Origin of the sequence: Marinobacter persicus (genome assembly GCF_002934325.1) — a bacterium.
GTDB lineage: Bacteria > Pseudomonadota > Gammaproteobacteria > Pseudomonadales > Oleiphilaceae > Marinobacter > Marinobacter persicus_A.
Window position 1 is genome coordinate 95400 of sequence record NZ_PTIV01000003.1, and the last position, 25957, is coordinate 121356.

The window sequence follows — 25957 nt, forward strand, 5'->3', positions numbered from 1 at the left end:
GCTGCAAATACTAGGGATTTATAGCTTCCCCGGCAATACCGCACTTGCAGCGGTTACTGGTCGTCCAGTCTGACATCCTGTTCCTGCACACCGGCGCGGCTGAGAAGCTGCAACCAGTCCCGGTTCTGTAGGCGCACTTCCACCACTGAATCACCGGTGTCACGGTATTCCTCACTGAGCACCGACCCGGCCTCGTGCAGTAATGCCCGCAGCTTGCCGTCGGTGGGGCCGAGCACCACAAAGTGATGGACCACATCTTCAGCCAGGCGTTCGACAATGGCATCAAACAACAGTTCCAGACCCTGACCGGAAACGGCGGACACCCAGACTCTGACAGGTACGCCGTCCTCGTTACGATCAATCCGTGGTTCGAAATCCTCCAGCAGGTCAATCTTGTTGAATACCTGTAATACGGGAATCTCGTCAGCTCCGATCTCCGCCAGGACGTTTTCCACCTGTTCGATGTTTTCGTCACGACGGCTGTCGTAGCAATCGATGACGTGAAGCAACAGCGACGCCTGGGTGGTTTCTTCCAGGGTAGCCCGAAATGCCTCCACCAGCTTGTGAGGCAGATGGCGAATAAATCCCACGGTATCGGCCATGACCACCGGTCCGACGTCCGGCAGATCCAGACGACGCAAGGTGGGGTCCAGCGTGGCGAACAGCTGGTTCGCCGCGTACACCGTCGAGGTGGTGATGTGGTTGAACAGGGTCGATTTACCGGCGTTGGTGTAGCCCACCAGGGAGACGGTAGGGATGTCCGCCCGCTTTCTGGCCCGGCGCCCCTGGTTCCGCTGCTTGCGCACTTTTTCCAGCCGCTTGTGGATGGACTTGATGCGTTCGCGCAACAGTCGACGGTCGGTTTCCAGCTGGGTTTCGCCCGGGCCACGCAACCCAATCCCGCCTTTCTGGCGTTCCAGGTGAGTCCAACCCCGAACCAGTCGGGTCGACATGTGCTCCAGCTGAGCCAACTCAACCTGGAGTTTGCCCTCATGGGTTCGGGCCCGCTGGGCAAAAATATCCAGGATCACCCCTGTGCGATCCAGCACCCGGCACTTGAGTTCCCGTTCAATGTTGCGCTCCTGACTCGGGCTCAACGCATGATTGAACAGTACGATATCGGCCTCGTTGGCGGCCACGGCATCGCGGATTTCTTCCAGCTTGCCTGCACCAACAAAAAGCCGCGGACTGGGTTGCTTACGGGAACCGGTCACCGAGGCAACAGGTTCAACACCTGCCGAGGTAACCAGCTCACGGAATTCGCCGGGGTCTTCGGTATCTTCGTGGGCGGTAAAATCTATGTGAACGAGAACCGCCCGCTCTCCGACATCAGGACGCTCAAACAAGTTTGATCAACTCCATAAATACAAACACCCGCGACCCTGTCAGACCGAAACCTGACCTGGAACGCGGGTGCAAAAAACCGGTAAGACGGTGATCAGTCCTCAGACTCACCTTCCTCGGCCGTGTTCTGCGGCGGGATACGAACGTTACGTGCAGGCACAACGGTGGAAATGGCGTGCTTGTAGACCATCTGACTTACGGTGTTCTTCAGCAGAATCACGAATTGGTCAAACGATTCAATCTGACCCTGCAGCTTGATGCCGTTGACCAGAAAAATGGAAACGGGGATGCGTTCCTTGCGCAAGGCGTTGAGGTAAGGGTCTTGTAGGGAGTGCCCTTTTGACATGAGTGTTCTCCTGTTTTTTTAGTAAGTGCAGATCGTCAATTATTCTCTTCAAATGTGGTGCGAACGCCTTGGCTTTTCAAGGTTTCCAGCACCGGGGAAATGTCGGCCGTGGTCAACCACTGCACGTCCTGCCATTTCCGTAACCAGGTCAACTGGCGCTTGGCCAGTTGACGGGTGGCGGCAACGCCTTTCGCCACAAAAGTCTCGTAATCCGTATGGCCAGCCAGGTAGTCCCAGGCCTGCCGGTACCCAACACACCTCATCGAGGGCATGTCCGGCGTCAGATCACCACGGGCCATCAGCCCCCTGACTTCGTCCAGAAAGCCCGCTTCCAACATGGCCAGAAAACGCCGTTCAATGCGTTGGTGCAGGGTGGAACGTTGTGCCGGGGCCAGCGCAAACTGGCAGACAGTATACGGCAGGCTGGCGTTTTCGTCTGCCTGCCACCGGGTAGAATACGTGAAATCCTCGACACCTGCCGACTGGCTGGCCTTATCCGCCTGCCAGAAGCTGGAAATCGGCTTGCCGGTCAGCCGGATCACTTCGAGGGCTCTCATCAGTCGCTGCCGATTGTTGGGGTGAATCAGTTTCGCCGCTTGCGGGTCTTTTTCTGACAGTTCCCGGTGCAGAGCTTCCCAACCCTGGCTTTCGGCCTCGCGCTCAATTTGGGCCCGCAATTCCGGACTGGCCGACGGCAGGTTCGACATGCCGTGGAGCAGCGCCTTGAAGTACATCATGGTGCCACCCACCAGCAACGGAATCCGCCCCCGTTCGGCAATGTCTGCCATTTCGGTCAGGGCGTCCCGGCGAAAGTCAGCCGCCGAGTAGGTTTCAGCCGGATCGCAGATATCAATCAGTCGGTGCGGCGCCTGGGCCAACTCTTCCCCGGACGGCTTGGCGGTGCCGATGTCCATGCCCCGGTAGATCATGGCGGAGTCGACACTGATGATCTCACAGGGCAACTGCTGGCACAGGGCGATGGCCAGATCGGTCTTGCCCGACGCAGTCGGCCCCATCAGGAAAATGGCCGGGGGCAGGCAATCACGCTTGGCGGGATCGGTTATGGACATACCGGTCAACGCCCCCTGAGAAACAGCTTGTCCAGCTCCGAGAGCGTAACCAGGGTCCAGGTGGGCCGACCATGATTGCACTGACCGCTGCGCTCTGTGGCTTCCATATCCCGCAGCAGGGAATTCATCTCCGGAATCGTCAACTGTCGGTTCGCCCTCACCGAACCATGGCAGGCCATGGTTCCCAATAATTCGTGAGTCATGGCTTTCACACGGTCACTCTGGCCGTGTTCGATCACATCCGCGAGGACATCGCGTACCAGTTGCTCGGTATCGGCGCCCCGCAGCAGGGCGGGAATCTGCCGGACCGCCAGCGTTTCCGGACCAATGCGCTCAATCTGGAGTCCCAGTTGCTGAAGCTCACTGCCATGACTCTCCGCCAGGGCCGCTTCTTTCTGGCTGACGGCCAACGACATAGGAACCAACAACGGCTGGCTTTTCAGATCCTGCTCATCCAGGGCCCGTTTCATACGCTCATAGGTAATGCGCTCGTGGGCGGCGTGCATATCCACAACGATCATCCCGGCCCGGCTCTGAGCCAGGATGTAGATGCCGTGCAACTGGGCGATGGCGTAACCCAGTGGCGGCTCCTCACCCGTTCCTTGCGGTGGCGTCGGTGCCGGGGCCACGGCAGATCCAGCCTCCACCGCTGGTTGCGCCCCCCTATTTTCCACACCGCCACCTTCATTCAGTGACTGGTAAAAGGCCATCTGGTCGCTGGCCTGCCACTGGGGGTTTGGCGAAGGCGCCGCCGGGCGCTCTTGCCCACTCATGGCACCGGGGTATGTGACTCCCGGGTTGCCAGGGAACGGCGAAGCGGCAGGCGCTGTCTGGGCGGCGGCAGGTGAGACACTGGCTTCGCGCCCAAATGATTCGGCCACGGCACCACGCAAATGATCGTCCGGCCGAACATCGGCCAGGGCCCGGTGCAAGGTGCGGAAAATGAAGTCGTGCACCAGCCGGCCATCGCGGAATCGAACTTCGTGCTTGGTGGGATGCACGTTGACGTCCACCGTTGCAGGGTCCACTTCCAGATACAGCACGAACGCCGGGTGCCGGTTGTTGTACAACACGTCCCGGTAGGCCTGGCGCACGGCGTGGGCCACCAGCTTGTCCCGGATCACCCGCCCGTTCACGAAGAAATATTGCAAGTCCGCCTGGCTGCGGGAGAAGGTCGGCAACGCCACCCAGCCCCACAGGCGCAGGCCGGTGGCTTCGGTGTCGATCAGCACCGCATTATCAATGAACTGTTGGCCGCAGAGCGAACCAATCCTACGCTCCCGGTCCAGGTCCGAGGCTGCGGGTCGAAGGCTCTGCACCACTTTCTGGTTGTGGCGAAGGGTGAAACCGGCATCAAAGCGGCTCAGGGCCTGGCGACGTATGCACTCTTCCACATGATTGAATTCGGTTTTCTCGGTGCGCAGGAACTTGCGCCGGGCGGGCGTATTGAAAAACAGGTCCCGCACTTCAACGGTGGTGCCCACAGGGTGAGCCGCCGGGGTAATGCTGGCATCCATGTCGCGGCCTTCCACCTGCACCCGCGCCGCGGCTTCCTGCTCTGCGGTACGGGACGTCAACGCCAGACGGGAGACGGAGCTGATACTGGCCAGCGCCTCACCCCGAAAACCGAGGGTACCCACGGCTTCGAGGTCGTCCAGGGAGGTAATCTTGCTGGTGGCGTGGCGGCTGAGGGACAGCGGCAGATCGGCTTCGCCAATACCAAAGCCATCATCCCGGACCCGGATCAGCTTGGCACCGCCCTGCTCGACCTCCACATCCACCCGGGAAGCCCCGGCATCCAGGGCATTTTCCACCAGTTCTTTGACAACAGATGCGGGCCGCTCCACCACCTCGCCGGCGGCAATCTGGTTCGCCAGTCGGGGCGGAAGCAACTGAATGTGGGGCATAGCCGGGACTTACCTCGTAATCACGATGAAGGGATGCGAATGGTTTGCCCTACCATAACACGATCATCATTCATGCCGTTAAAACGCATCAGTTCGTTAACAGAAACCTGGTTCTCACGAGCCACGGCCGAGAGGGTATCGCCACGCTGGATCTGGTAACGGCTGACAGCATTACTGTTACCATTGCGCTTTTGCCAGGCCAGTAAGGTGCCTGGTGGCGGTGTGGTCTGAAAATAATCGTCAATGCCTCCCATAATCGCCCTGGCCAGCCGGCTTCGATACCAGTCAGACGAGAGCTTCTTCTCCTCGGTGGGATTGGAGATGAAGCCGGCTTCCACCAGAATTGAGGGAATATCCGGCGACTTGAGCACCACAAAGGCGGCTTGCTCCACGCCCGGCTTGTGCAATTCGGCCACTTGCCCCAGCTCAGCAAGTACCGAGCTGCCAACACCCAGACTGGCGTTGATGCTGGCGGTCATGGACAGGTCAAGCAGGACACCGGCAAGCAGGTCATCACGACCCTCCAGCGACAGATTACCCGCGCCCCCAATCAGGTCCGAGCGGTTCTCGCTGCGGGCTAGCCAGCGGGCTGTTTCACTTGTAGCGCCACGCTGGGACAGGGCAAACACCGAGGCTCCCTTGGGCTGCGGCGTGCGGAACGCATCCGCGTGCACCGATACAAACAGATCCGCGTTGTACTTACGCGCAAGGATGGTCCGATTTCTCAGACCGATGTAATAATCGCCGGTCCGGGTCAGCTTGGCGGTGTATCCTGGCTGCTCGTTGATCAAAGCAGCCAGGGTTTTCGCCATTCTCAGAACCACGTCTTTTTCACGGGTGCCCCGCGGCCCGATGGCACCCGGGTCTTCGCCGCCGTGGCCGGCATCCACCACCACCACAATATCCCGCTTGCCCGAGGCATCCTCGGTCAGTGTCGGGCTGTTGGCCTGTTCAATGCGGGTGCCATTCTCGTCGATCAGGTCGATCACCAGACGGTGACCATACTGTTTGTTGGGTTTCAGGGAAAAACTGCGGGGCTTGATGTCACTTTTCAAATCCAGCACGACGCGCAAGTCATCACCGTTACGGGGTGCGCTGCGAATACGCTGGATCGGGCTACCGGACAGATCCACGGCGTCCAGGTTGGTTGCCAGAGCGACATCTTTCAGATCAATCACCAACCTGGCCGGCGAGGAGAGGGAAAATACGTTGTGGTTCACCTGGCTGCCAGTGTCAAAGACCACGCGGGTATGATCCGGCGCCGGCCATATCCGCAAACCTTCCACTTTACTGGCCGCCGAGGCAAAGCCGGCCGTGGCCATCATCAGAAACACGAACGTGAGCCTGAGTAACCGTTTCATCAGTGTTGCCCCATCAGTTCAATATCGTTCAACAAGGAAGCGCCAAATTCAGAGCGGGCCCGAAGTACGACAGAACGGCCTTCCCCCTGCCTTTCAAGATGGATCTCCAGATCCGGCTCTGGCAGCACACCCTCACCCCGTTCCGGCCACTCCACCAGACACAGCGCTTTATCGGAGAAATAATCCCGAATCCCCATGTATTCGAGTTCTTCCGGATCGCCAAGGCGATACAGGTCGAAGTGAAATACCGGAGGCTCCAGGTCCTCGTAAGGCTCCACCAGCGTGTAAGTCGGGCTCTTGACCGCGCCCTCGTGCCCCAGACGACGCATAATGCCCCGACTCAGGGTGGTTTTGCCCATGCCCAGGTCACCGTCCAGATACAGGGTCGCGCCGTGGCCCGATTCTTCAACGAGCCTTCCCAGCTCCTCGCCCAGGCGCTCGGTTTCAGCCTCGCCTTCCAGATACAACCGGCGCTCATTACCAAATATGCTCATTCACCCTCCCGGCGGCTACTGGCAACCACTGGCTGCACTGAACGAAAAACGCCGGCCAGGGCCTCGATTACGTCTACGGGCAACAACCCCATGTACCCCTGGCGCTGCGCGGCTTGATCGGCCGCCGCCAGGTGGGCACAGGCTGCTGCAATAGTGGCCTTTTCCAGATTGTGCATCTGGGCCACAAGCGCACCCACCATCCCCGACAGGACATCACCCATGCCGCCGGTCGCCATCCCCGGATTACCTCCTGCAATGATGGCGGGTACCCCGGTGCCCGAAACCATCACGGTACCGGCACCCTTCAATAACACCACGCCACCAAACATTTGCTGCAACTTCTTCGCCGCTGCCAGGCGATCGGCCTCCACATCGGCAACCTGACAACCCAGCAGGCGCGCGGCCTCTCCCGGATGAGGGGTAAGCACCTGCTGATCATAAACGGAGGGCGCCTGTCCGGCCATTAGATTGAGGGCGTCAGCATCCAGCACCCGTGGTTTGCCACTGCCCATCACGGCTTGCAGCAATTGCTGCCCCCAGGTGCTTTGACCCAGGCCCGGACCGCAAATGACCACGTCCGCTTTTTCCAGCAAGGGCATCAGATCATTACCGTGGCCAACCCCGCGCACCATCACCGAGGGACAGCGCGCCAGCGCCGCAGACACATGTTCCTCGCGGGTAGCCAGGGACACCAACCCCGCCCCTGAGCGGGCGGCGGCTTCAGCTGCCATAAGCGCTGCGCCACCAAAGCCATGGTCACCGGCAACCACCAGAACGTGGCCAAAGCTTCCCTTATGGGCATTCAACGCCCTTTGGGGCAACCAGGACTGACAGGCAGACCAACGGTATAGGCCGGCTACCGCCTGCTGCTGGTCATTGACGCGGTAGGCTTCCGTGGAAAGCGACTCAAAAACAACGCGACCACACGCCCCCACGCCCTGACCGGTATACAAACCCGCTTTGGCGCCAATGAACGTCACGGTGAGAGCTGCGCGAATAATCTCTCCCTCGGCAGCGCCGGTATTGGCGTTAAGCCCCGAGGGAAGGTCCACGGCCAGCACCGGAATGCCCGACGCATTCACTGCACGAATCACACTGGCGACCGGCTCCCTTGGTGCTCCGGTAACGCCTGTTCCGAGCATGGCATCCACGATGACGGCGACAGACCCGAGCTTTATTTCCAACTCTGACTCAGCCAGATCCGCCAGCGCCTGTATCTCAACGCCTTCGGCCCGCGCCTTGTTCGCCGCTTTCAGCGCGTCACCGGACAGTTTTTCAACCGGCGCCACGGCCACACACTGCACGTTCATGCCATGACGAAGCGCGTTGGCAGCGACCAGGTAGCCGTCACCACCATTGTTCCCTGCACCGCAAAGCACCAGAATCGATTCCGGCGGGGGTGAGAGTCGCAGCAATTGACGGAAAGCCGCCCGGGCTGCGGACTGCATCAGCTCAAAACCATCCACTCCCTGCTCGCCAATCAGGTACTCATCCATCGCCCGCACGGCATCGGCGGAATACAGGGCTTCTGGTAAACTGTGCGTGGTCTGCGTCGGCATAGGCCGCGACTCCAGAGATACAGGTAAAGAATTCGGTTTAAGACCTTTGGCCAGATACCTGTAAAGCATAGCAAAACAGAAAAAAAGGTCATAACTTAATCAAATTAAATATTCGCAGGCGACCGCACCAGGCAGTCATCATGGCCACTTCCCCAGAAGACAACCGCACCCACACACCACTGGCAGACATGCCAGGGCGTATTCGTCAGTGGGCCAAAGACCTGGGCTTTGCCGACGCCGGCATCACGCTAGCCGATACCGGCCCCCATGCCGAACGCCTGCAACAATGGCTGAAAGCCGGGTACCACGGGCAGATGGGCTACATGGCCGATCACGGCGACAAGCGCTACACCCCCGATTCCCTGGTACCGGGGACGGCCCGGGTGATCTCGGTTCGCCTGGATTACCTGCCCGCGCCGGACAACCCCAAACATACCCTGCAGAACCGGGAAAAGGCCTACATCACGCGCTACGCCCTTGGTCGCGATTACCACAAACTCATGCGCAAACGCCTGGCCACCTTGGCCACATGGATCGACGAGGCGGTCAGTGGCTATGACTACCGGGCCTTCGTGGACAGCGCCCCGGTTCTGGAACGGGGGCTAGCGCAGCGGGCGGGGCTGGGCTGGATTGGCAAGAACAACATGCTGATTCACCCGAAGGCCGGCTCGTATTTCTTCCTGGGCGAAATCTTCACCAGTGCGCCCCTGCCGGTGGACGAACCGTTCGAGAAGCAGCACTGCGGCTCCTGCTCCGCCTGCCTGGAGGTTTGCCCCACCGATGCCTTTGTTGGTGCTCACTTACTCGATGCCCGGCGCTGCATCAGCTACCTCACGATCGAGCTCAAGGGACCGATCCCCGAGGAATTGCGCGCGAAGATGGGCAACCGGGTGTTTGGCTGCGACGACTGCCAGTTGGTGTGCCCCTGGAACAAATTCAGTAAGGCCACGGCGGAAAATGACTTCCAGCCCCGGCATGGACTGGACAATTCGGAACTGGCCGAACTGTTCCTGTGGACCGAGGCGCAGTTCCTCAAACGCACCGAAGGTTCGGCCATCCGCCGTACCGGCTACGAGAACTGGCTACGCAACCTGGCCGTCGGGCTGGGCAACGCACCTTCCACCATTCCCGTGATTGAGGCCCTGAAACAGCGGGCCGACCATCCTTCGGAACTGGTGCGCGAGCATGTGGCCTGGGCCCTGCGCCGTCACGGCCAGTAAGCTCCCGCTTTACTCCTGGAGTTTGAAGAACGTCTCGCGGTAGTGGCGCAGCTCGTTGATGGAATCGCGAATGTCGTCGAGTGCCAGGTGGCTGCCTTTCTTTTTTACGCCGTTGAGCACATCAGGGCGCCAACGGCGGGCCAGTTCCTTGATGGTGGACACGTCCAGGTTCCGGTAATGGAAGAAGCCTTCGAGTTCGGGCATGTATTTCACCAGGAAGCGGCGGTCCTGGCCGATGCTGTTGCCGCACAGGGGGGATTCGCCGGCGGACAGGTGTTCCTTGAGGAATTCGAGGGTGATTTGCTCGGCTTCGGCTTCACTAACATTGCTTTCTTTCACCCGCTGGGTCAGTCCACTGGCACCATGGGTTTTGGTGCACCACTCGTCCATGGCGTCCAGCAGGCTGTCCGGCTGGTTAATGGCAATCACCGGGCCTTCAGCGACGGTGTTCAGCTCCGAATCGGTGATGATGGTCGCCATCTCAATGATCCGCTCTTTCTCCGGGTCCAGGCCTGTCATTTCCAGGTCTATCCAGACTAGCTTTGTGTTCTGTTCTGCCATTTTTGGGCCTCTTTATTTGGGTGGCAGTGCGGGCGTGGTCGTGGGTTGGCTTTCCGAAAACCGCTACGAGCACATCCATGTGCGCTTATTTCAGGCCATCCATGGCCTTCAAAATTTTCGGAAAGCCAACCCACGCCCCCACCCACACGTTCAAATTCCGTGCATGCCGCCTTGAAATAGAGCCAACAGCTTTATTTGGAAGCGCCATTGCTCCTGCGATCACAAATCTCTGGCTGTAGTGCTTACGACTTAAACCTTTTATTTCAGGCGAAAAGCAGTGAGCACAAAGGGGCCATGCGGGTAAGGCTTTCCAGGAGTATCTGAAGCCATGGATGGCTTCAGCTAAGCGCACAGGGATGTGCTCGCAGCGTCTCCTGGAAAGCCTTACCCGCATGGCACCCCGCACCGCAACTTTCAGGCTACAAGGTTGAAAGCCAGCACCGAAGTTAACCCATTGTCCATGATTCACGTATCATGTGTCACACCACTTCCCCGGAAAACGTACGAGTACATGGCCAAACGCAGACTGAACAAACGCCAGCAATGGCGTATCGAGAAAATCCAGAAAGAGCGGGCCAACCGGGCCGCGCGCAAAGAGAAAGCCGTTCAGGAACAGGCCGAGGCCGGGGAGCTTGGCGTCGAGCAACAGGGGTTGGTGATCGCTCACTTTGGGCAGCAGCTCGACATCGAGGCACTTGAGGGAGAAACCCAGAGTCAGGTATTCCGCTGCTTCGTGCGGGCCAACATCGACAGTCTGGTGACCGGCGACAAGGTTATCTGGCGCCCGGGCAAAAGCGAGACCGGGGTGATTGTCGCCCGATGCGACCGGGACAACCTGCTGCAGCGACCGGACAATTTCGGGGCGCTGAAGCCGGTGGCGGCGAACATTGACCATATTATCCTAGTGATTGCCCCGGAACCCGAGCCCCACGACAACCTGATTGACCGCTATCTCGTCGCATCTGAAACCGCAGACATTCCTGCGGTGATCCTGCTGAACAAGACCGACCTGATTGGTGAGCATAACCGCGAGCAGATCCAGACCCTGCTCTCGCGGTATGAAAACCTGGGGTATCAGGTGGTGCAAACCTCGGCAGCAAGTGCCCAGGATGCGCCGGCACCGGAAGTCCAGGAACTGGTAAAAGGCCAGACCAGTGTTTTTGTGGGTCAGTCGGGTGTGGGCAAGTCATCGATCATCCAGACTCTGCTGCCGGACCAAAGCCTGCGCGTGGGGGCTGTATCCGAGAGTACCGGCAAGGGCGTTCACACCACCACCACTGCCCGCCTGTTCCACCTGCCCATTGGCGGGGATCTGATTGATTCACCGGGCATCCGGGAATTTGGCCTCTGGCACATGACGCCACAGGAACTGGAGTACGGTTTCCGGGAGATTCGGCCGCTGATCGGCCACTGCAAGTTCCGCAACTGCCGCCACATGGGCGACCCGGGTTGCGCACTGGACGCGGCGGCCGAGGCGGGCGACATTTCACCGGAGCGGCTGAAGAGCTTTCATCGCATCCTCCAGGACATGACCGAGCAGCAGGCCCGGGGGCTTAAGCTCTCCTGAGCCAGACGCCGGCTTGGTCGGCGCCTGCTACCAGTTGAGCTCGCCCGGCGCGGGTTCATCAGGCTGGTTGAACCAGTCATCACCTTCCAGTTGTTTCATCGCGTCCTGTTGCTGCTCTTCGCTGGGCTGGGTGAGGTCAATCAGAGGCTTGTCCGGGCGCGAAGCGCCGCTCTGGATGTCGTCGGCGGTTTTCTTGTTCAGGACGATGATGGAGATTCGACGGTTGACCGGCGCCCTGGGGTTTTCCTTGTCGAACAACACAGAGTCACTCAAACCCACCACCCGGGCGATCTGCTCCGGGCGCACACCACCAGCCACCAGAGCCCTTCGTGCGGTGTTGGCGCGATCGGCTGACAACTCCCAGTTGGTGTAACCGGGGCGGCCGCTGAAAGGCGTCGAATCCGTATGGCCGGTAATGCTGAGCTTGTTGTTAACAGTTCCCAGGGTGTCCGCCAGCTCAAACAGGATGTCCTGTGAATAATATTTCAGCTCGGCCCGCCCACTGTCGAACATGGGGCGGCCGGAGCGATCAACGATCTGGATACGCAGACCTTCATCCGTGATATCGATCAGCAGCTGATCCTTGAATTCCTTCAGGGTCTCGCTTTGCTCGATGCGCTCCTGGAGCTCCTGGAACAGCTCCTGCATTCGGCGCTGCTCCAGGGTTTCGGACAGTTGGTCGACGGTTTCGTCTTTCAGCTGAATCTGATTAGGTGCCACGTCCTGCGTTGATTCCTGGATCACCGACGCACTGCCCTCCAGATCCACTGGACTTGGTGAACCACCCTCGGTAAAGCCAACAGGATCTTTGAAGTAACCCTCAACCGCCAGCTTCTGCTCCGGGGTCGCCGTGGCGGTTAGCCACAGCACCAGGAAGAAGGCCATCATGGCGGTGGCAAAATCGGCAAACGCCACTTTCCAGGAGCCACCGTGATGACCGGCGACCACCTTCTTCTTGCGTTTGATGATTATCGGCTGTTCTTCCACGCCCTACTCCGTCTAGCCCGATGCCTGGACAATGATCACTTGGAACGCACGTGGTCGTTCAGTTCCTGGAACCCAGGCCGTTTATCGGTGGGCAGCGATTTGCGGCCAAACTCGATGGCCATCTGGGGCGCCTGGCCGGAGACGGTCGCAACGATGGCTGATTTCACACACTCATAGGCCTTGAGTTCGTACTTGGCGGCATGTTCCAGTGCAATCGAGGTGGGGCCGATGAAACCATAGCCCATCCAGATACCCATAAAGGTACCCACCAGGGCCGCGGCCACACTCAAGCCAATGCGTTCGGGGCCTTCGCTCAGGAAGTTCATGGTGATGACGATCCCCAGAACGGCAGCAACAATACCCAGGCCCGGCAAGGCGTCGGCGATCTTGTTAACCGCGTGAGCCGGCTCCTCAAGCTCATGCTGACGGCTATCAATCTCGTTTTCCATCATGCCTTCAAGCTCGTGGGCCGCCATATTGCCGGTACTGATAATGCGCAGGTAATCGGTGATGAAATCCAGCAGGTACTTTGACTTCATCACGGCCGGATACCGGGTAAAAATCTGGCTGCTCTCCGGATTATCGATGTCTTCTTCAATGGCCATCACGCCCTGTTTACGGGATTTGTCGAAAATCTCGTACATCAGGCTCAGAAGATCCATGTAATAGGACTTATTGAATGGCGAACCAGTCAGCAGGCGAAGCACACCCTGAAACACTTCCTTGATGGTATGCAGGGAATTGGAAATAACGAACGACCCCACGGCAGCACCGCCAATAATCAGCACCTCGGTTGGCTGCCAGAGTACAGCCAGATTGCCGCCGTGCAGGACGTAGCCGCCCAGCACGCTGGCAATAACTATTACAGCTCCAATAATCAACAACATGGGATCAATGTACGCCTTTCGTCCGATTAAGGGGGTCGATCATAGCAAGCCTCTGCCGCAACCGCGAAACTTCAAAACCATTTCTATACAGTGGTTACAATTTGATAAACTTGCCGGTCGTTTTAACGCAAGAGACTTCATGGATGCTTGATAAACTGTTTGTTCTCAGCCAGTACGTAACCCCGCAGCTGGCGGTTTCCCGGTTGGCCGGCCGCCTCGCCGACATGGACGTAGCGCCTGCCCTGAAGAACCGGGTCATCAAATGGTTTATCGGCCGGTACGGCGTGAACATGAGTGAAGCCCTTGAACCGGACCTCACCGCCTACCCCACTTTTAACGCCTTCTTCACGCGGGCCCTGAAAGACGGAGCCCGGCCCATCGAGGGTGACGAGACGGTGTTTACCAGCCCCGTGGATGGCACCATCAGTCAGTTGGGGCAAGTCAGCCGCGATCGCGTATTCCAGGCCAAGGGGCAATCCTTCAGCCTCACCGAACTGCTCGGTGGCGATGCTGAACGCGCCGCGCCCTTTGAGGACGGCGAGTTTGCGACCGTCTACCTGTCACCCAGCGACTATCACCGCATTCACATGCCCATGGCCGGCACCCTCACAGGCATGACCTATGTGCCCGGCAAGCTGTTCTCGGTCAATCCGACCACCGCCGAACAGGTACCCAACCTCTTTGCCCGCAACGAACGGGTTATTTGCCTGTTCGATACTGAGGCCGGCCCCATGGCACTGGTGCTGGTGGGGGCGATGATTGTCGGCAGCGTGGAGACCACCTGGGCCGGCGTGGTCGCGCCCAACCCTCACCAGGTTTCTCACTGGGAGTACAGCGGCGATGAAGCCCCGCGCTTTGAAAAAGGTGAAGAAATGGGCCGTTTCCGCCTTGGCTCCACGGTCATCGCCGTCATGCCTAAAGGCAGCGTGCAGTGGAACGCGGACCAGATTGCCGGCAAGAAAGTCCGTCTGGGCGAGGCCTTCGGGGCGCTGGATAATAAAGACGCCTGAGCGCCTCAGGCCCGCTCTATCGGAAAGGCCAGCACATCGCTGATGTCGCTGGTTCCCAGCTTGAGCATAAGCAACCGATCCAGTCCCAGCGCCACGCCCGAACACTCCGGCAGCCCGGCACCCACCGCCGCCAGGAACGCTTCGTCCAACGCCATTTCCGGCTTACCGGCGCGTTTACGCTGCTCGTTATCCGCCATAAAACGCTGGCGTTGCTCCCGGGCATCGGTCAGTTCCCAGTAGCCGTTGCACAACTCAAGCCCCTGACAATAAAGCTCGAAGCGGTGGGCCACCGGATACCCATCTTCTGTTGAGATCCGGGCCAGCGCCGCCTGCGAGGCCGGGTAATGGGTGATAAATGCTGGCCTGCCCTGCCCCAGCGTCGGTTCCACCTGAAAGCTCATTACCAAATCCAGGCAGCCATCCCTGCCCAGCCCCGCCAGCTGCTCGGGCTCAAGCCACTGCTCACAGTACCGCTGCAGATCCCGGTCGCTGATGGTCATGGGGTCAAAGCCGGCGCTCCGCCGGACCGCCTCACGGTAAGTGACAACCTCGGGCCAATCACAATCCAGCCAACCGCAGACCAGCTCGGCCACTTCGGCCATTAACTCCGAATCATCAAAGCCTTCCCGGTACCACTCAAGCATGGAGAATTCCGGGTTATGACGCCGACCCCGCTCGCCGCTGCGGAACACCCGGGACACCTGGAAGATCGATCCGGAGCCGGCCGCCAGCAGCCGTTTCATGTGGTATTCCGGCGAAGTCTGCAGCCAGCCCTGCGGCACCTCTCCCAGCCCAGGCTGGGCTGCCACGCCGTCCAGGTTCACATCGGTCACACCATGGCGCCCCAGCACCGGGGTTTCCACCTCCAGCACCCCACGTTGCGCAAAAAAGCCGCGCACATATTGCAACTGCTGTGCGCGGCTTTTCAGGGCATCCCAGGAGGCCGTCGGCCGCCAGGAAGAGTCCATCGTCATCGGAGAAATCAGCTGCTCTTGACGCGGCTGACGTACTCACCGGTGCGGGTGTCCACTTTCAGCACCTCACCGATGGTGATAAACAACGGGACGTTCACCACGGCGCCGGTCGAAAGAGTCGCGGGCTTGGAGCCGCCCTGGGCGGTGTCACCTTTCATGCCAGGATCGGTGTCCACCACTTCCAGCTCCACGAAGTTCGGCGGGGTCACGCTGAGCGGGGCGTCGTTGTACAGAGTCACGGTGTACGTGTCCTGCTCCTTGAGCCACTTGATGGTGTCACCCACGGCCTTTTCACTGGCCGGGTACTGCTCGAAGGAGCCATCGGTCATCATGAAGTACCAGAACTCACCATCGGAATACAGGTACTCCATATCCAGCTCGACCACATCGGCCGCCTCGAGGCTTTCGCCGGACTTGAAGGTGCGTTCCCAGACCCGGTTGGTCATCAGGTTGCGCAGCTTGACGCGATTGAACGCCTGGCCCTTGCCCGGTTTGACGAATTCGTTTTCCAGCATGATGCAGGGGTCACCATCCAGCAAAACCTTGAGACCGCCGCGAAATTCGTTGGTAGAATATGAAGCCATGAAATGTTCACCTGACGTAATGTCGTTAAAATGCCAAAAGTCGCTATGATACAGCGAACCCCCGCCTCGATAGAAGCCCGGGAAAGCAGCCAGCGCCCCGCCACCGGGACAGCGACCCTTCAGATTCCCGAACCCAGGCCGGATTGGCAGAAACTGATGAGCAACGCCATCACCAGCCCCGAGGAACTTCTGAAACGGCTTGGGCTTCCCGTGGAGCCCTGGTTGAAAGGTGCCCGGGCCGGTCATGGGCTTTTCCCGGTTCGCGTGCCCGAGCCCTTTGTGCAGCGCATGCAGCCAGGCAACCCGAATGACCCGCTGCTCCGCCAGGTATTGCCACTCATTGAGGAAAGCCATCAGGAACCCGGTTTTGTCCGGGACCCCCTGGGCGAAGATGACGCCATCCAGACCACCGGGTTGATCCGCAAGTACCGCAGCCGGGCTTTGCTGATGGTCACCGGCCACTGCGCCATCAACTGCCGGTACTGTTTTCGGCGACACTTTCCCTACGGCGAACACCGGCTGTCACCGGACGACCGACACGAGGTTATCAACACCCTGACCGCCAGCCCGGAGATCAACGAAGTGATCTTCAGCGGCGGCGATCCCCTGGCGGCCAACGACCGGCTGCTGGCCCAGTGGGCAGAACTCCTCGACACGGTTCCTCACCTCCGCCGCCTGCGCATTCACTCGCGCCTGCCGGTGGTCATTCCCCAGCGGGTGAATGACTCACTGCTGAAATGGCTGTCGGAAAGCCGACTGCAAAAAGTCCTGGTGGTGCACATCAACCACCCGGCCGAACTTGATCAGGCAACCCGCCAGGCATTGTCACGACTGCGGGAAGCCGGCGTCACCCTGCTGAACCAGAGCGTGATCCTCAAAGGTGTGAACGATTCCACAGACACTCTCGCGCAACTGAGCGAGACCCTGTTCGAGGCGGGAGTCATGCCCTATTATCTACATGCGTTTGACCCGGTGGAGGGCGCCCACCACTTTGCAGTGAATGACGACCGGGCAAAAGCCCTGGTCCGTGAGTTGATGGAACAACTCCCGGGATTCCTGGTTCCCAAACTGGTGCGGGAACTGCCTGGAGCCGCCAGTAAGACGCCGCTGCTGTAAGCAGTTGGCGACTCGCTTTTTTTAGCGGTTTTGCTATCCTGAACTTTATTGTTTATCAATAATTACGGCATTTTTCTTAAGCGCTTTCAAACGCGCAGGTGCCGTACAGACATTGGCGTTGAAACATGGAAGGTAATTTGAGCAAACCAGACCTTGAGGTGCCGGAACAGAAAACGGCCAGTCTGTCTTTCTGTGACACGACGCCCAAGGCGTTCCGGCTCTGGGCCCAACAACTGCCCATGGTGAATGTCGGCGAGGCGTCACGCCAGCTGTATCACGCCATCCTGGAGCTGAATCAGGTGTTCATGGCACCCCAGCAGCGCCTGCAATTTCTGGAAATCATTCGGGACAAGATCCACTTTGTCTGTGCCGAGCTATCCCGCCACTTTCTGGGACTGGCCATTGCCCTGCCCGAAAAACAGCGCAAAATTGCCAACCTGACCCAGGCCCTACAGCTTCACCTGGCCAACGGCTACAAGCTCTGCCTGCTGGAGTTTCTGGATAACGGCGGTGCAGACAAACACCGGCGTCCCATTGCGACAGTGACCCATCGCATCATTTCCGAACTGGGAGCAACCATCCTGCGCTCCCATCAGCTTTATTGTCCCAGCCCTCGCCGCAGCTGGTTCGAAGCCCACAACCTGTACCGATTTGCCTGGCAGCATGACCTGCTTGACCAGGAGGTGGAAGACAACACTCTGGACCACCAGCGCACCAGCACGGTGGAGGACAGCTACAAGCGGGTCCTGCTTCTCGGTTGCGCGCGACCAAACCAGTTGCGCCAGAACGAACTGACGCAGGTCTATGAGCTGTTCGAAACCTGGACGCCATTCACCCACTGCGGCCCCGATGCCAGTACCGATAGCCTGTTTATCGTCAACCCCAAACGGGACAAGCCGCCCATCTACCGGAGCCTGCTGAACCAGGCCCCGGAAGACGACTGTTACGGATTTGATACCACCACGCTATCCGGCTACCTGTCTGAACTGCTGGAGGCCAAGCGAAACAAGACCCAGGATAAAACACCCCTGGCCGTGCCCGGTAATGTCAGTGACACCCTGCTCACACACTTGAGCCAGGCGCTCGGGATTCTGGCCAAGCGGAATTTCAACCGGATTGCCAGCCAGGGCACCCTGGAAGTCTGCGTGGGGCTGAGCGCCACCCACTACTTCGTGTCGGGTGAAAAAACCTTCTCCGAATTCCTTGATGGCAATGAAAGCTCGCATCATGAACAGGAAAACCTGTTCATCAAACGCGCCAACGAGGAAAAGGACCCATGGGCACAAGCCCACGATACCGAACCGGACGAACACCGCCTGCACGGTAGTGAAACCCCGATCACCTTCCGTCGCGGCTCCGACAACCACGCCAGCACCCAGGCCCCGCGCAATCGGCCCCAATCGCACCAGACCTTACTGGTCAACACCAGCCCAGGTGGCTATTGCGTGGCCTGGGAGCACAATGTACCGCCATCGCTGCAAGCCGGTGAAATCCTGGGGGTACGGGAACACCCCTCCTACCCCTGGAGCATTGCGGTGGTCCGGTGGCTGCGTCAGATCAAGAACCAGGGCACGCAACTGGGCATTGAACTGCTCGCGCCCAGCGCCGCCCCCTGCGCCGTGCGCCTGATCCAGAAAACGGGTAACAGCAGCGAATACCTCCGTGGCCTGATGCTGCCGGAAATCAACGTGGTCAATCAGGCGGCAACGCTGGTCACTCCCCGGATGCCCTTCCAGACCGGACACCGAATCTCGCTCCTGCACGACGGCTGCGAGGATCAGGCACAACTGCTCAAGAAAGTCTCGGCCACCGGCAGTGTCAGCCAGTTTGAACTGAAGGTCTATGGTTCCGAAGTGGTGTCCGGCACGGGATCACCGGGCCAGCATTCCGGTGGCGGCACGGCAACCGATGACGAGTTTGACTCCCTCTGGCCCTCGTTGTGACATATCCGGTTGTTATCGGCTTCAAGGCCCTGCATCATAACCAACAGCAAACTTAAACAACGGGGTGGCGGCCAGATCACCCACGGGCGTCATGAGATCTCTTTCGAATGCATAAGAACAACACCACCGTACACCTGTTAATCCTCGACCCATCCCAGAACGATGCGGAGTCGGTTGTCAGCCTTTTGCGAAATGCAGGCCGCGCAACCAGGGCGCACCGGATCACCTCCGAGGAAGACCTGGAAGAAGCCCTCAAGACCTCCACCTGGGATCTGGTTCTGGCCAGGGATCTTGAGCAGGAGTTCGGTCCGGACGATGTTCTCGCCATCATCAAGCGCATGGATAAAGACATCCCCTTCATCCTGCTGACCGAAGCATTTGATCATGACCGCACCGTGGGCATCATGCGCGCTGGCGCCCAGGATGCCCTGCCCTTCGAACATACCGATCTGTTGGTGCTGACTGCCAAAAGAGAGCTGGCGGCGCTGGAGGACAGGCGCCGGCGGCGTGTACTCGAATCCCACCTGCGAGAAGCCGAACAACGGTGTCAGTTGCTGCTGGAAAGTTCCAAGGACGCCATTGCCTACATCAACGACGGCATGCACATCCATGCCAACCAGTCCTATCTGGACCTGCTGGGCTATGACGACCTGGATGAGATGATCTGCATTCCGGTGCTCGACACCCTGACCCCGGAAAGCCAGGAAAAATACAAAGAATTCATGAAAGAGTTCGCCCAAAAGGGCGAAGACGGCATGACGCTCAACTGCACCGCCCGGCGCAGTGACGACCAGGAACTGGACGTTACCATGTCGGTATCCGCTGCAACCTTCGACGGCGAGACCTGCACCCAGATCGTCCTGCAGCCCGAGCACTCCGATGCCGAACTGGAGGAAAAGCTGCAGGAAATCAGCAGCCAGGACCTGCTGACCGGCCTGTACAACCGCCAGCATATGATGGGCCTGCTGGGCAAAGCCGTCGCCGAAGCCGGCAAGAGCAACCAGACCGGCGCACTGGCCTACATCGCCCTGGACAATTTCCTGTCCATGAAGACACGCGTGGGCATCTCCGGTGCCGACATCCTGCTTGGCGACCTTGCCAGCCTGCTGCGCGAGAAGGCCGGCGAGGATATGACCCTGGCCCGTTTGAGTGATGACGCTTTCTGCATGATGTGCCTGCCCTGCGACGAAAAAAGCATGGAACAGCAGTGCGAGACCATCCGTAAAGCGGTGGAAGACCATCTGTTCGACATCAATGGTCACACCGTACCTCTAACTGTCTCGATCGGCATTGCGGCCATTACCGAGAACTCCCCGAAAGCCGAGGACATGATGGGCCGCGCCCATACCGCTTCGGCCGAGGTGAAAAAACAGGAAGGCAACAGCCAGGGCAATGGCGTGCTGGTCTACAACCCGGCGGACTACGAAACCCTGGACCAGAGCAATTCGGCGGAAGCCATCCAGCGTGCCCTGGACGAGAACCGTTTCCGCCTGCTTTTCCAGCCGGTGATCAACCTGCGTGGCGAAGACGAGGAGCATTACGAAGCCTTTGTGCGCATGCTCGACAAGGATGACAAGGAAATCTCCCCCTACGACTTCCTGCCACCGGTCGGCCCCAGCGAGACCACCATCAAGATCGACCGCTGGGTGATCCTGCAGACCATCAAGCAACTGGCCAGTCACCGCTCCCGGGGCCATAACACCAAGATGTTCCTTAACCTGACGGCCGAAACGCTTCAGGACAAGACCTTCACTCCCTGGCTCAGCGTGGCACTCAAGGCGGCCCGGCTGCCCGGCGATTCGCTCATCTTCCAGATCCGCGAAGGCGACGCCAGCAACCACATGAAACAGGCCAAGGAGTTCACCAAAACCCTGCATGAGCTGCACTGCAAGATCTCCATCTCCCAGTTCGGCTGTGCGCTGAATCCGTTCAACACCCTCAAGCACATCGACGCCGATTACGTGAAGATCGACGGCTCCTTCACCGAGGAAATCCAGAAGAACGACGATGCCAAGCAACAGGTCAAGGAAATGGTGAAGAGCCTGCAAAGCTCTGGCAAGTTGACGATTATTCCGCTCGTGGAGAATGCTGGTGTGCTGGCCACATTGTGGCAGGCAGGCGTGAATTACATTCAGGGCTATTACCTGCAGGCCCCGGTGCCGGAAATGAATTACGACTTCAGCGAGAACTGAGAGCCGTTCCAGGTACCCACAAAAAAGGCGAGCCAATATCCGGCTCGCCTTTTTTGTCGATAAATCCTTCCTAAAGGGCCTGGTTGGTTTCGCTTTCCCGGAAACCGATCAGGTACAGGATGGCGTCCAGCCCCAGGGTGGATATGGAGTGGCGCGCGGACTCTTTCACCAGGGGCTTGGCCCGGAAAGCCACGCCCAGGCCCGCCTGACTGAGCATGGGCAAATCGTTGGCGCCATCGCCCACGGCAATCACCTGCTCCCGGGAAATGTGCTCCTTCTCGGCAATTTCCAGCAGCAGCTCGGCCTTGCGCTGGCCATCGACAATCTGCCCTTTTACCTCACCGGTCACCTTGCCATCGACGATTTCCAGCTCATTGGCATAGACATAATCAATGCCCAGCTTTTCCTGCAGCCGACGGGCAAAGTAGGTGAAGCCACCGGACAGGATGGCAGTCCGGTAACCCAGCGCCTTCAGGCTGCGGATCAGATGCTCGGCGCCCTCAGTCATCCGAAGCCGGTTGGCGATGCCTTCCAGCACCGACTCGTCCAACCCTTTCAGCAGAGCCAGCCGCTCGGCAAAGCTCTGACTGAAATCCAGCTCACCCTGCATCGCCCTCTCGGTAATTTCAGCCACCTGATCCCCGATACCGGCCTCGTGGGCCAGCTCGTCGATCACTTCCGCCTCAATCAACGTGGAATCCATGTCGAAGACCACCAGACGGCGATTGCGACGGAAGATGGAATCCTCCTGGAACGCGATATCCACGTTCATTTCCCCGGCAATGTGCAGGAAATCCGCGCGCAGTTGCTCCAGGTCGGTGGGCGTGCCACGGACAGAAAACTCGACGCAGGCAATACGGTTGTCAGAAGGATTCAGCGACGGTCGCGCAGACAGGCGGGTAATGTTATCGATATTCAGCCCGTGGCGGGCAGTGATGGCCGACACCCGGGCAATCTGCTCTGCCTTGATATCCCGGGACAGCAGGGTAACGATGTAGCAGGCCCGGTTACGACCCGCTGCCCAGGCCTGGTATTCCTCTTCGGTGATGGGGGCGAAGCGTACCTGCAGGTCCAGCGCGTGCAGGCGGAACAACAGATCCCGGATCACCGGCGACGAACGGGATTCGTCCGGAATCTCGATCAGGATGCCCCAGGTCAGGTGATCGTGGATCACCGCCTGGCCGATATCCAGAATGCGGACATCGTACTGGCCCATAATGCCGGTAATTTCCGACGTCAGCCCCGGCTTGTCCCGCCCGGATACGTTAATCAGTACCAGTTCACTCACTGTCCGCATTCTCCTCTTCTTGCGCACGGGCCGCGGATGGTATCACGTCAATGGTATCCACTCGCTGAAGGCCACGGGGCAGCTTGTGGCCCCGACGCCCCCGCTCACCCAGATAATGTTCCAAATCACTGAAGCGCAGCCCCAACTTGCGCTTGCCGGCCCGGATTTCCAGTTGGTCTTCCTCACCGAAGACCGCCAGGGCGACAACGAGTTCTTCCCGATTCTGGGCTCGGGCCGCCGGGATGCTGATCATTTTGTTGCCCTTGCCTTTGCCCAGCTCGGGCAGTTCCGACAACGGAAACACCAGCATACGGCCTTCATTGGAGACCGCGGCAATATACAGTGTTGAGCGGGTCTCCGGCACCATCACGGGAGGCAGTATTCGAGCCCCTTTGGGCACCGTTACCACGGCCTTGCCAGCCCGGTTCTTGCTGATCAGGTTATCCAGCTCAGTAACGAAACCGTAGCCCGCGTCGGTGGCCAGCAGCACTTTGTGCTCAGGCTTGCCTGTCAGCAGGCCAGAGAAGGTCGCACCCGATGGCGGATTGATCCGGCCGGTCAGAGGTTCCCCCTGCCCCCGCGCTGAAGGCAGCGAATGCGCCATCAACGCGTAGGCCCGGCCAGTGGAATCCAGGAAAATCGCCTGCTGGTTGTTTCGGCCCCGAGTCGCCAGGGCAAAACGGTCACCGGCCTTGTAATTGAGACCTACCGGATCAATATCATGGCCCTTGGCTGCCCGTACCCAGCCTTTTTCCGACAGCACGATGGTGACCGGATCGTTGGAAACCAGATCTGTCTCGCTAAAGGCCCGGGCTTCCTGGCGCTCAACGATGGGTGAACGACGGTCATCGCCGAAGGTTTCCGCGTCCTGTTCCAGCTCGCTCTTGATCAGCTCCCGCAGCCGGTCCTCAGAGCCCAGGATGGCCTGCAGTTCGTCCCGCTCGGCGGACAGTTCGTCCTGCTCGCCACGGATTTTCATTTCTTCCAGTTTGGCCAGGTGGCGAAGTTTCAGTTCAAGGATGGCCTCGGCCTGGTCTGCGGAAAGCCCGAAGCGACTCATCAACTCGGCCTTGGGCTTGTCCTCGTAGCGGATAATCTCGATGACTTCGTCAATGTTCAGGTAGGCGACCAACAGGCCTTCAAGGATGTGCAACCGCGCCAATACCTTATCCAGGCGATGCTGCAGTCGGCGGGTCACCGTGGTCTTGCGGAAAGCCAGCCACTCGGTCAGCACCTCGGGCAGGGATTTCACACCGGGGCGACCATCGTTCCCGATCATGTTCAGGTTAACCCGGTAGGTCTTCTCCAGGTCGGTACTGGCGAACAGGTGTGCCATCAGGCCTTCAAGGTCTACCCGGTTGGAGCGTGGCACAATCACCAGCCGGGTGGGGTTTTCATGATCCGACTCGTCCCGGAGGTCCGCCACCATTGGCAGCTTCTTGGTCTGCATCTGCTGGGCGATCTGTTCCAGCACCCGGTTACCGGACACCTGGTGCGGCAGGTCGGTGACCACAATCTCACCGTGTTCACGCACCCAGCGGGCGCGCATGCGCAGTGAGCCCCGGCCGGTCTCATAGAGCTTGCGAATGTCTTTTGCCGGGGTAATAACCTCAGCCCGGGTCGGGAAATCCGGACCCTGAACGTGTTCGCACAGCTGGTCGACCGTCGCTTCCGGTTCGTCCAGCAGACGAATGCAGGCAGCCGTCACCTCGCGAACATTATGGGGCGGGATGTCCGTGGCCATACCCACCGCGATGCCGGTGGTGCCATTGAGCAACACATGAGGCAGTCGCGCCGGCAAGACCGACGGCTCATCCATGGTGCCATCAAAGTTGGGCACCCAGTCCACCGTGCCCTGCCCCAGCTCGCCCAGCAGCACCTCGGCGAATGGCGCCAGCCGGGATTCGGTGTAACGCATGGCAGCGAAGGATTTCGGGTCGTCCGGCGAGCCCCAGTTGCCCTGGCCGTCTACCAGTGGGTACCGGTAGGAAAACGGTTGCGCCATCAACACCATGGCTTCGTAGCAGGCGCTGTCGCCGTGAGGATGGAATTTACCCAGTACATCACCCACGGTACGGGCCGACTTCTTGTACTTGGAGGTGGACTTCAGCCCCAGCTCGGACATGGCGTACACAATACGCCGCTGGACCGGTTTAAGACCGTCACCCACGTTGGGAAGGGCCCTGTCGAGAATGACGTACATGGAATAGTCCAGGTACGCTTTTTCGGTGTAGTCCCTGAGCGAGACCCGCTCAAAACCTTCATCCGTCGTCTGAAACTCTGGCATGGATGCCCCTTTGCCTGGAATACCTGACATAAAATGTGGCGTATTATGCTACGCTTCGCCCCCGGCCAATGGCCGACAGTAATGGCGCACCATTATATGGACGCCGGCCCGGATACACCAATTTCCAATAGCGGAATTCCCCAATGGAGCAGCAACCGGCCGGCCCGTATTCTCGCCATGGTGAATAAATCGTCGTTATTGAGCCTCGATTAGCGGAAGCCTATGAAATCCAGTATCAAAGCCTGCGGGCATGCAATGGTGACAGCGGTGGTCAACGCTTTTCTGGCGGTGGCTCTGATGCTGCTGGTGGAATTCGCCATCAGCGGAACCTTCCAGGTGGCCGAGCCGTATCTGTGGGCGGGTTTTCTGATCGGCGTCATCATCTTCGGCGGTCAGTTCCTGCGTCAAAGGCACCTCTGTCGGGATAACCACCAACCGGACAGCACCCAACGCAGCTAATCCGGTTGCAATCCCAGCTCGCCCTCCCTGAATGATAATGCAGCCACCTACCTGCCGCGCATCAGCAGATACTTAAGGCGAAATTGAAAAGCGGACTCAATAAATTTCTGGTAGGCCAGGCTGACGAACTGGCAGCCCGGAAAGACCGATTCCGGGTCTGAGCCCGGAATCGTAAGAAAGGTACAATTACTGACGGATGCCCTCGACGGAGATTTCCAGCTCCACGGTTTCAGAGGCGGGGCCCAGATCCATCGGGATACCAAAATCCTTGAGTCGAAGCTCTGTCTCGGCTTCAAAACCCATGCGGTAACCGCCCCACGGATCTTCACCATGGCCGACCATTTCCGCATCAAGGGTAATTTCCCGGGTTACGCCGCGCAGCGTCAGGTCACCAACGATGTCGGCTTCCCCATCCTCACCCAGAATGACTTCAGTGCTCTTGAACGTTGCTTCGGGGAATTCACTGACGTACAGGAAATCCTCGCTGCGCAGATGGTTATCCCGCTCACCATGATTGGTATCAACACTGGCAGTGTCGACGGTAACGTTCACGGAACTGTTTTCAGGGTTCTCGGCATCGTAGACAAACTGGCCATCAAACTCGTTGAACCGGCCATAGAGCCAGCTGTAACCCAGGTGGGAAATCTTAAAGGTGATGAACTGGTGTGTGTCCTTGTTATCAAAGGCATAGGTGCCACCGTGTTCATCGGCATGGGCCACCCCCACCAGCGCCAGTGATACGGCAGAAGCAAGCAATACTTTTTTCATCGTGTTCTCCTTACTCAGGGTTTTCCGGTTATT

Annotated in this window: 22 protein-coding genes; 7 read left to right on the forward strand and 15 right to left on the reverse strand. The window is 59.2% G+C overall.

Annotation, left to right across the window (positions count from 1 at the left end; genetic code table 11):
• Nucleotides 1–53 precede the first annotated feature (53 nt).
• The 7 genes from hflX to BY454_RS02740 form a co-directional block, all read right to left on the reverse strand.
• A complete protein-coding gene (gene hflX / locus BY454_RS02710; protein ID WP_104415100.1) occupies nt 54–1346 on the reverse strand; it encodes a ribosome rescue GTPase HflX in 1293 nt (430 codons plus the stop codon).
• A gap of 92 nt (nt 1347–1438) precedes the next feature.
• The gene (gene hfq / locus BY454_RS02715) at nt 1439–1690 is read right to left on the reverse strand and encodes an RNA chaperone Hfq (protein WP_104415101.1); all 252 of its coding nucleotides are present in this window, start codon (nt 1688–1690) and stop codon (nt 1439–1441) included.
• Between the two features lie 35 nt (nt 1691–1725).
• A complete protein-coding gene (miaA, locus tag BY454_RS02720) occupies nt 1726–2760 on the reverse strand; it encodes a tRNA (adenosine(37)-N6)-dimethylallyltransferase MiaA (RefSeq protein WP_104415102.1) in 1035 nt (344 codons plus the stop codon).
• A 5-nt stretch (nt 2761–2765) separates the two neighbouring features.
• Nucleotides 2766–4667: a DNA mismatch repair endonuclease MutL gene (gene mutL / locus BY454_RS02725; protein WP_104415103.1), complete on the reverse strand. Its 1902-nt coding sequence runs from the start codon at nt 4665–4667 to the stop codon at nt 2766–2768.
• A gap of 20 nt (nt 4668–4687) precedes the next feature.
• Complete coding sequence (locus tag BY454_RS02730; RefSeq protein ID WP_258075545.1) at nt 4688–5992, reverse strand: N-acetylmuramoyl-L-alanine amidase; 1305 nt, start codon at nt 5990–5992, stop codon at nt 4688–4690.
• A 35-nt stretch (nt 5993–6027) separates the two neighbouring features.
• A complete protein-coding gene (gene tsaE / locus BY454_RS02735) occupies nt 6028–6522 on the reverse strand; it encodes a tRNA (adenosine(37)-N6)-threonylcarbamoyltransferase complex ATPase subunit type 1 TsaE (protein ID WP_104415105.1) in 495 nt (164 codons plus the stop codon).
• Nucleotides 6519–8081 carry an NAD(P)H-hydrate dehydratase gene (locus BY454_RS02740; protein WP_104415106.1) on the reverse strand — a complete coding sequence of 521 codons (1563 nt, stop codon included), beginning with the start codon at nt 8079–8081 and terminating at the stop codon, nt 6519–6521. The genes tsaE and BY454_RS02740 overlap by 4 nt, the downstream gene beginning before the upstream one ends.
• Nucleotides 8082–8221: 140 nt before the next feature.
• Here BY454_RS02740 and queG point away from each other — a divergent pair, with 140 nt between their 5' ends.
• Nucleotides 8222–9301, forward strand: a complete 1080-nt coding sequence (gene queG, locus BY454_RS02745) for a tRNA epoxyqueuosine(34) reductase QueG (RefSeq protein WP_104415107.1) — start codon at nt 8222–8224, stop codon at nt 9299–9301.
• Nucleotides 9302–9310: 9 nt separating this feature from the next.
• Here queG and orn read toward each other — a convergent pair whose 3' ends face one another.
• On the reverse strand, nt 9311–9862 hold the full coding sequence (gene orn / locus BY454_RS02750; protein WP_104415108.1) for an oligoribonuclease: 552 nt from the start codon (nt 9860–9862) through the stop codon (nt 9311–9313).
• Nucleotides 9863–10373: 511 nt separating this feature from the next.
• Here orn and rsgA point away from each other — a divergent pair.
• A complete protein-coding gene (gene rsgA, locus BY454_RS02755) occupies nt 10374–11429 on the forward strand; it encodes a small ribosomal subunit biogenesis GTPase RsgA (protein WP_104415109.1) in 1056 nt (351 codons plus the stop codon).
• A gap of 27 nt (nt 11430–11456) precedes the next feature.
• Here rsgA and motB read toward each other — a convergent pair whose 3' ends face one another.
• The gene (motB, locus tag BY454_RS02760) at nt 11457–12416 is read right to left on the reverse strand and encodes a flagellar motor protein MotB (RefSeq protein WP_104415110.1); all 960 of its coding nucleotides are present in this window, start codon (nt 12414–12416) and stop codon (nt 11457–11459) included.
• Between the two features lie 35 nt (nt 12417–12451).
• Complete coding sequence (gene motA, locus BY454_RS02765) at nt 12452–13303, reverse strand: flagellar motor stator protein MotA (RefSeq protein ID WP_104415111.1); 852 nt, start codon at nt 13301–13303, stop codon at nt 12452–12454.
• Nucleotides 13304–13446: 143 nt separating this feature from the next.
• Between motA and asd the strand changes: the two genes are divergently transcribed.
• A complete protein-coding gene (gene asd, locus BY454_RS02770) occupies nt 13447–14313 on the forward strand; it encodes an archaetidylserine decarboxylase (protein WP_104415112.1) in 867 nt (288 codons plus the stop codon).
• Nucleotides 14314–14318: 5 nt separating this feature from the next.
• Here the strand turns inward: asd and epmA are convergent, their stop codons facing one another.
• Together epmA and efp are read right to left on the reverse strand one after the other, a co-directional pair.
• Nucleotides 14319–15287 (reverse strand): EF-P lysine aminoacylase EpmA, encoded by a 969-nt coding sequence (gene epmA, locus BY454_RS02775; protein ID WP_104415113.1) that lies wholly within the window; start codon nt 15285–15287, stop codon nt 14319–14321.
• Between the two features lie 8 nt (nt 15288–15295).
• Entirely contained in the window at nt 15296–15871 is a 576-nt protein-coding gene (efp, locus tag BY454_RS02780; RefSeq protein WP_104415114.1) for an elongation factor P, read from the reverse strand.
• 45 nt (nt 15872–15916) lie between these two features.
• Between efp and epmB the strand changes: the two genes are divergently transcribed.
• From epmB to BY454_RS02795, 3 genes are all read left to right on the forward strand, one after another.
• Nucleotides 15917–16987, forward strand: a complete 1071-nt coding sequence (gene epmB / locus BY454_RS02785) for an EF-P beta-lysylation protein EpmB (protein WP_104415115.1) — start codon at nt 15917–15919, stop codon at nt 16985–16987.
• A 125-nt stretch (nt 16988–17112) separates the two neighbouring features.
• Nucleotides 17113–18930 (forward strand): GTPase, encoded by a 1818-nt coding sequence (locus BY454_RS02790; protein ID WP_104415116.1) that lies wholly within the window; start codon nt 17113–17115, stop codon nt 18928–18930.
• Nucleotides 18931–19037: 107 nt separating this feature from the next.
• Entirely contained in the window at nt 19038–21122 is a 2085-nt protein-coding gene (locus BY454_RS02795) for an EAL domain-containing response regulator (RefSeq protein WP_104415117.1), read from the forward strand.
• Between the two features lie 70 nt (nt 21123–21192).
• Here the strand turns inward: BY454_RS02795 and serB are convergent, their stop codons facing one another.
• Both serB and parC read right to left on the reverse strand, forming a co-directional pair.
• Nucleotides 21193–22419, reverse strand: coding sequence for a phosphoserine phosphatase SerB (gene serB / locus BY454_RS02800; protein WP_181049631.1), 1227 nt, complete (start codon nt 22417–22419; stop codon nt 21193–21195).
• Complete coding sequence (parC, locus tag BY454_RS02805) at nt 22403–24697, reverse strand: DNA topoisomerase IV subunit A (protein WP_104415118.1); 2295 nt, start codon at nt 24695–24697, stop codon at nt 22403–22405. Before parC ends, serB begins: the two co-directional genes overlap by 17 nt.
• Before the next feature lie 222 nt (nt 24698–24919).
• Here parC and BY454_RS02810 point away from each other — a divergent pair, with 222 nt between their 5' ends.
• A complete protein-coding gene (locus BY454_RS02810; protein ID WP_104415119.1) occupies nt 24920–25156 on the forward strand; it encodes a hypothetical protein in 237 nt (78 codons plus the stop codon).
• Between the two features lie 186 nt (nt 25157–25342).
• Here the strand turns inward: BY454_RS02810 and BY454_RS02815 are convergent, their stop codons facing one another.
• Nucleotides 25343–25924, reverse strand: coding sequence for a YceI family protein (locus tag BY454_RS02815; protein ID WP_104415120.1), 582 nt, complete (start codon nt 25922–25924; stop codon nt 25343–25345).
• Between the last annotated feature and the right edge of the window lie 33 nt (nt 25925–25957).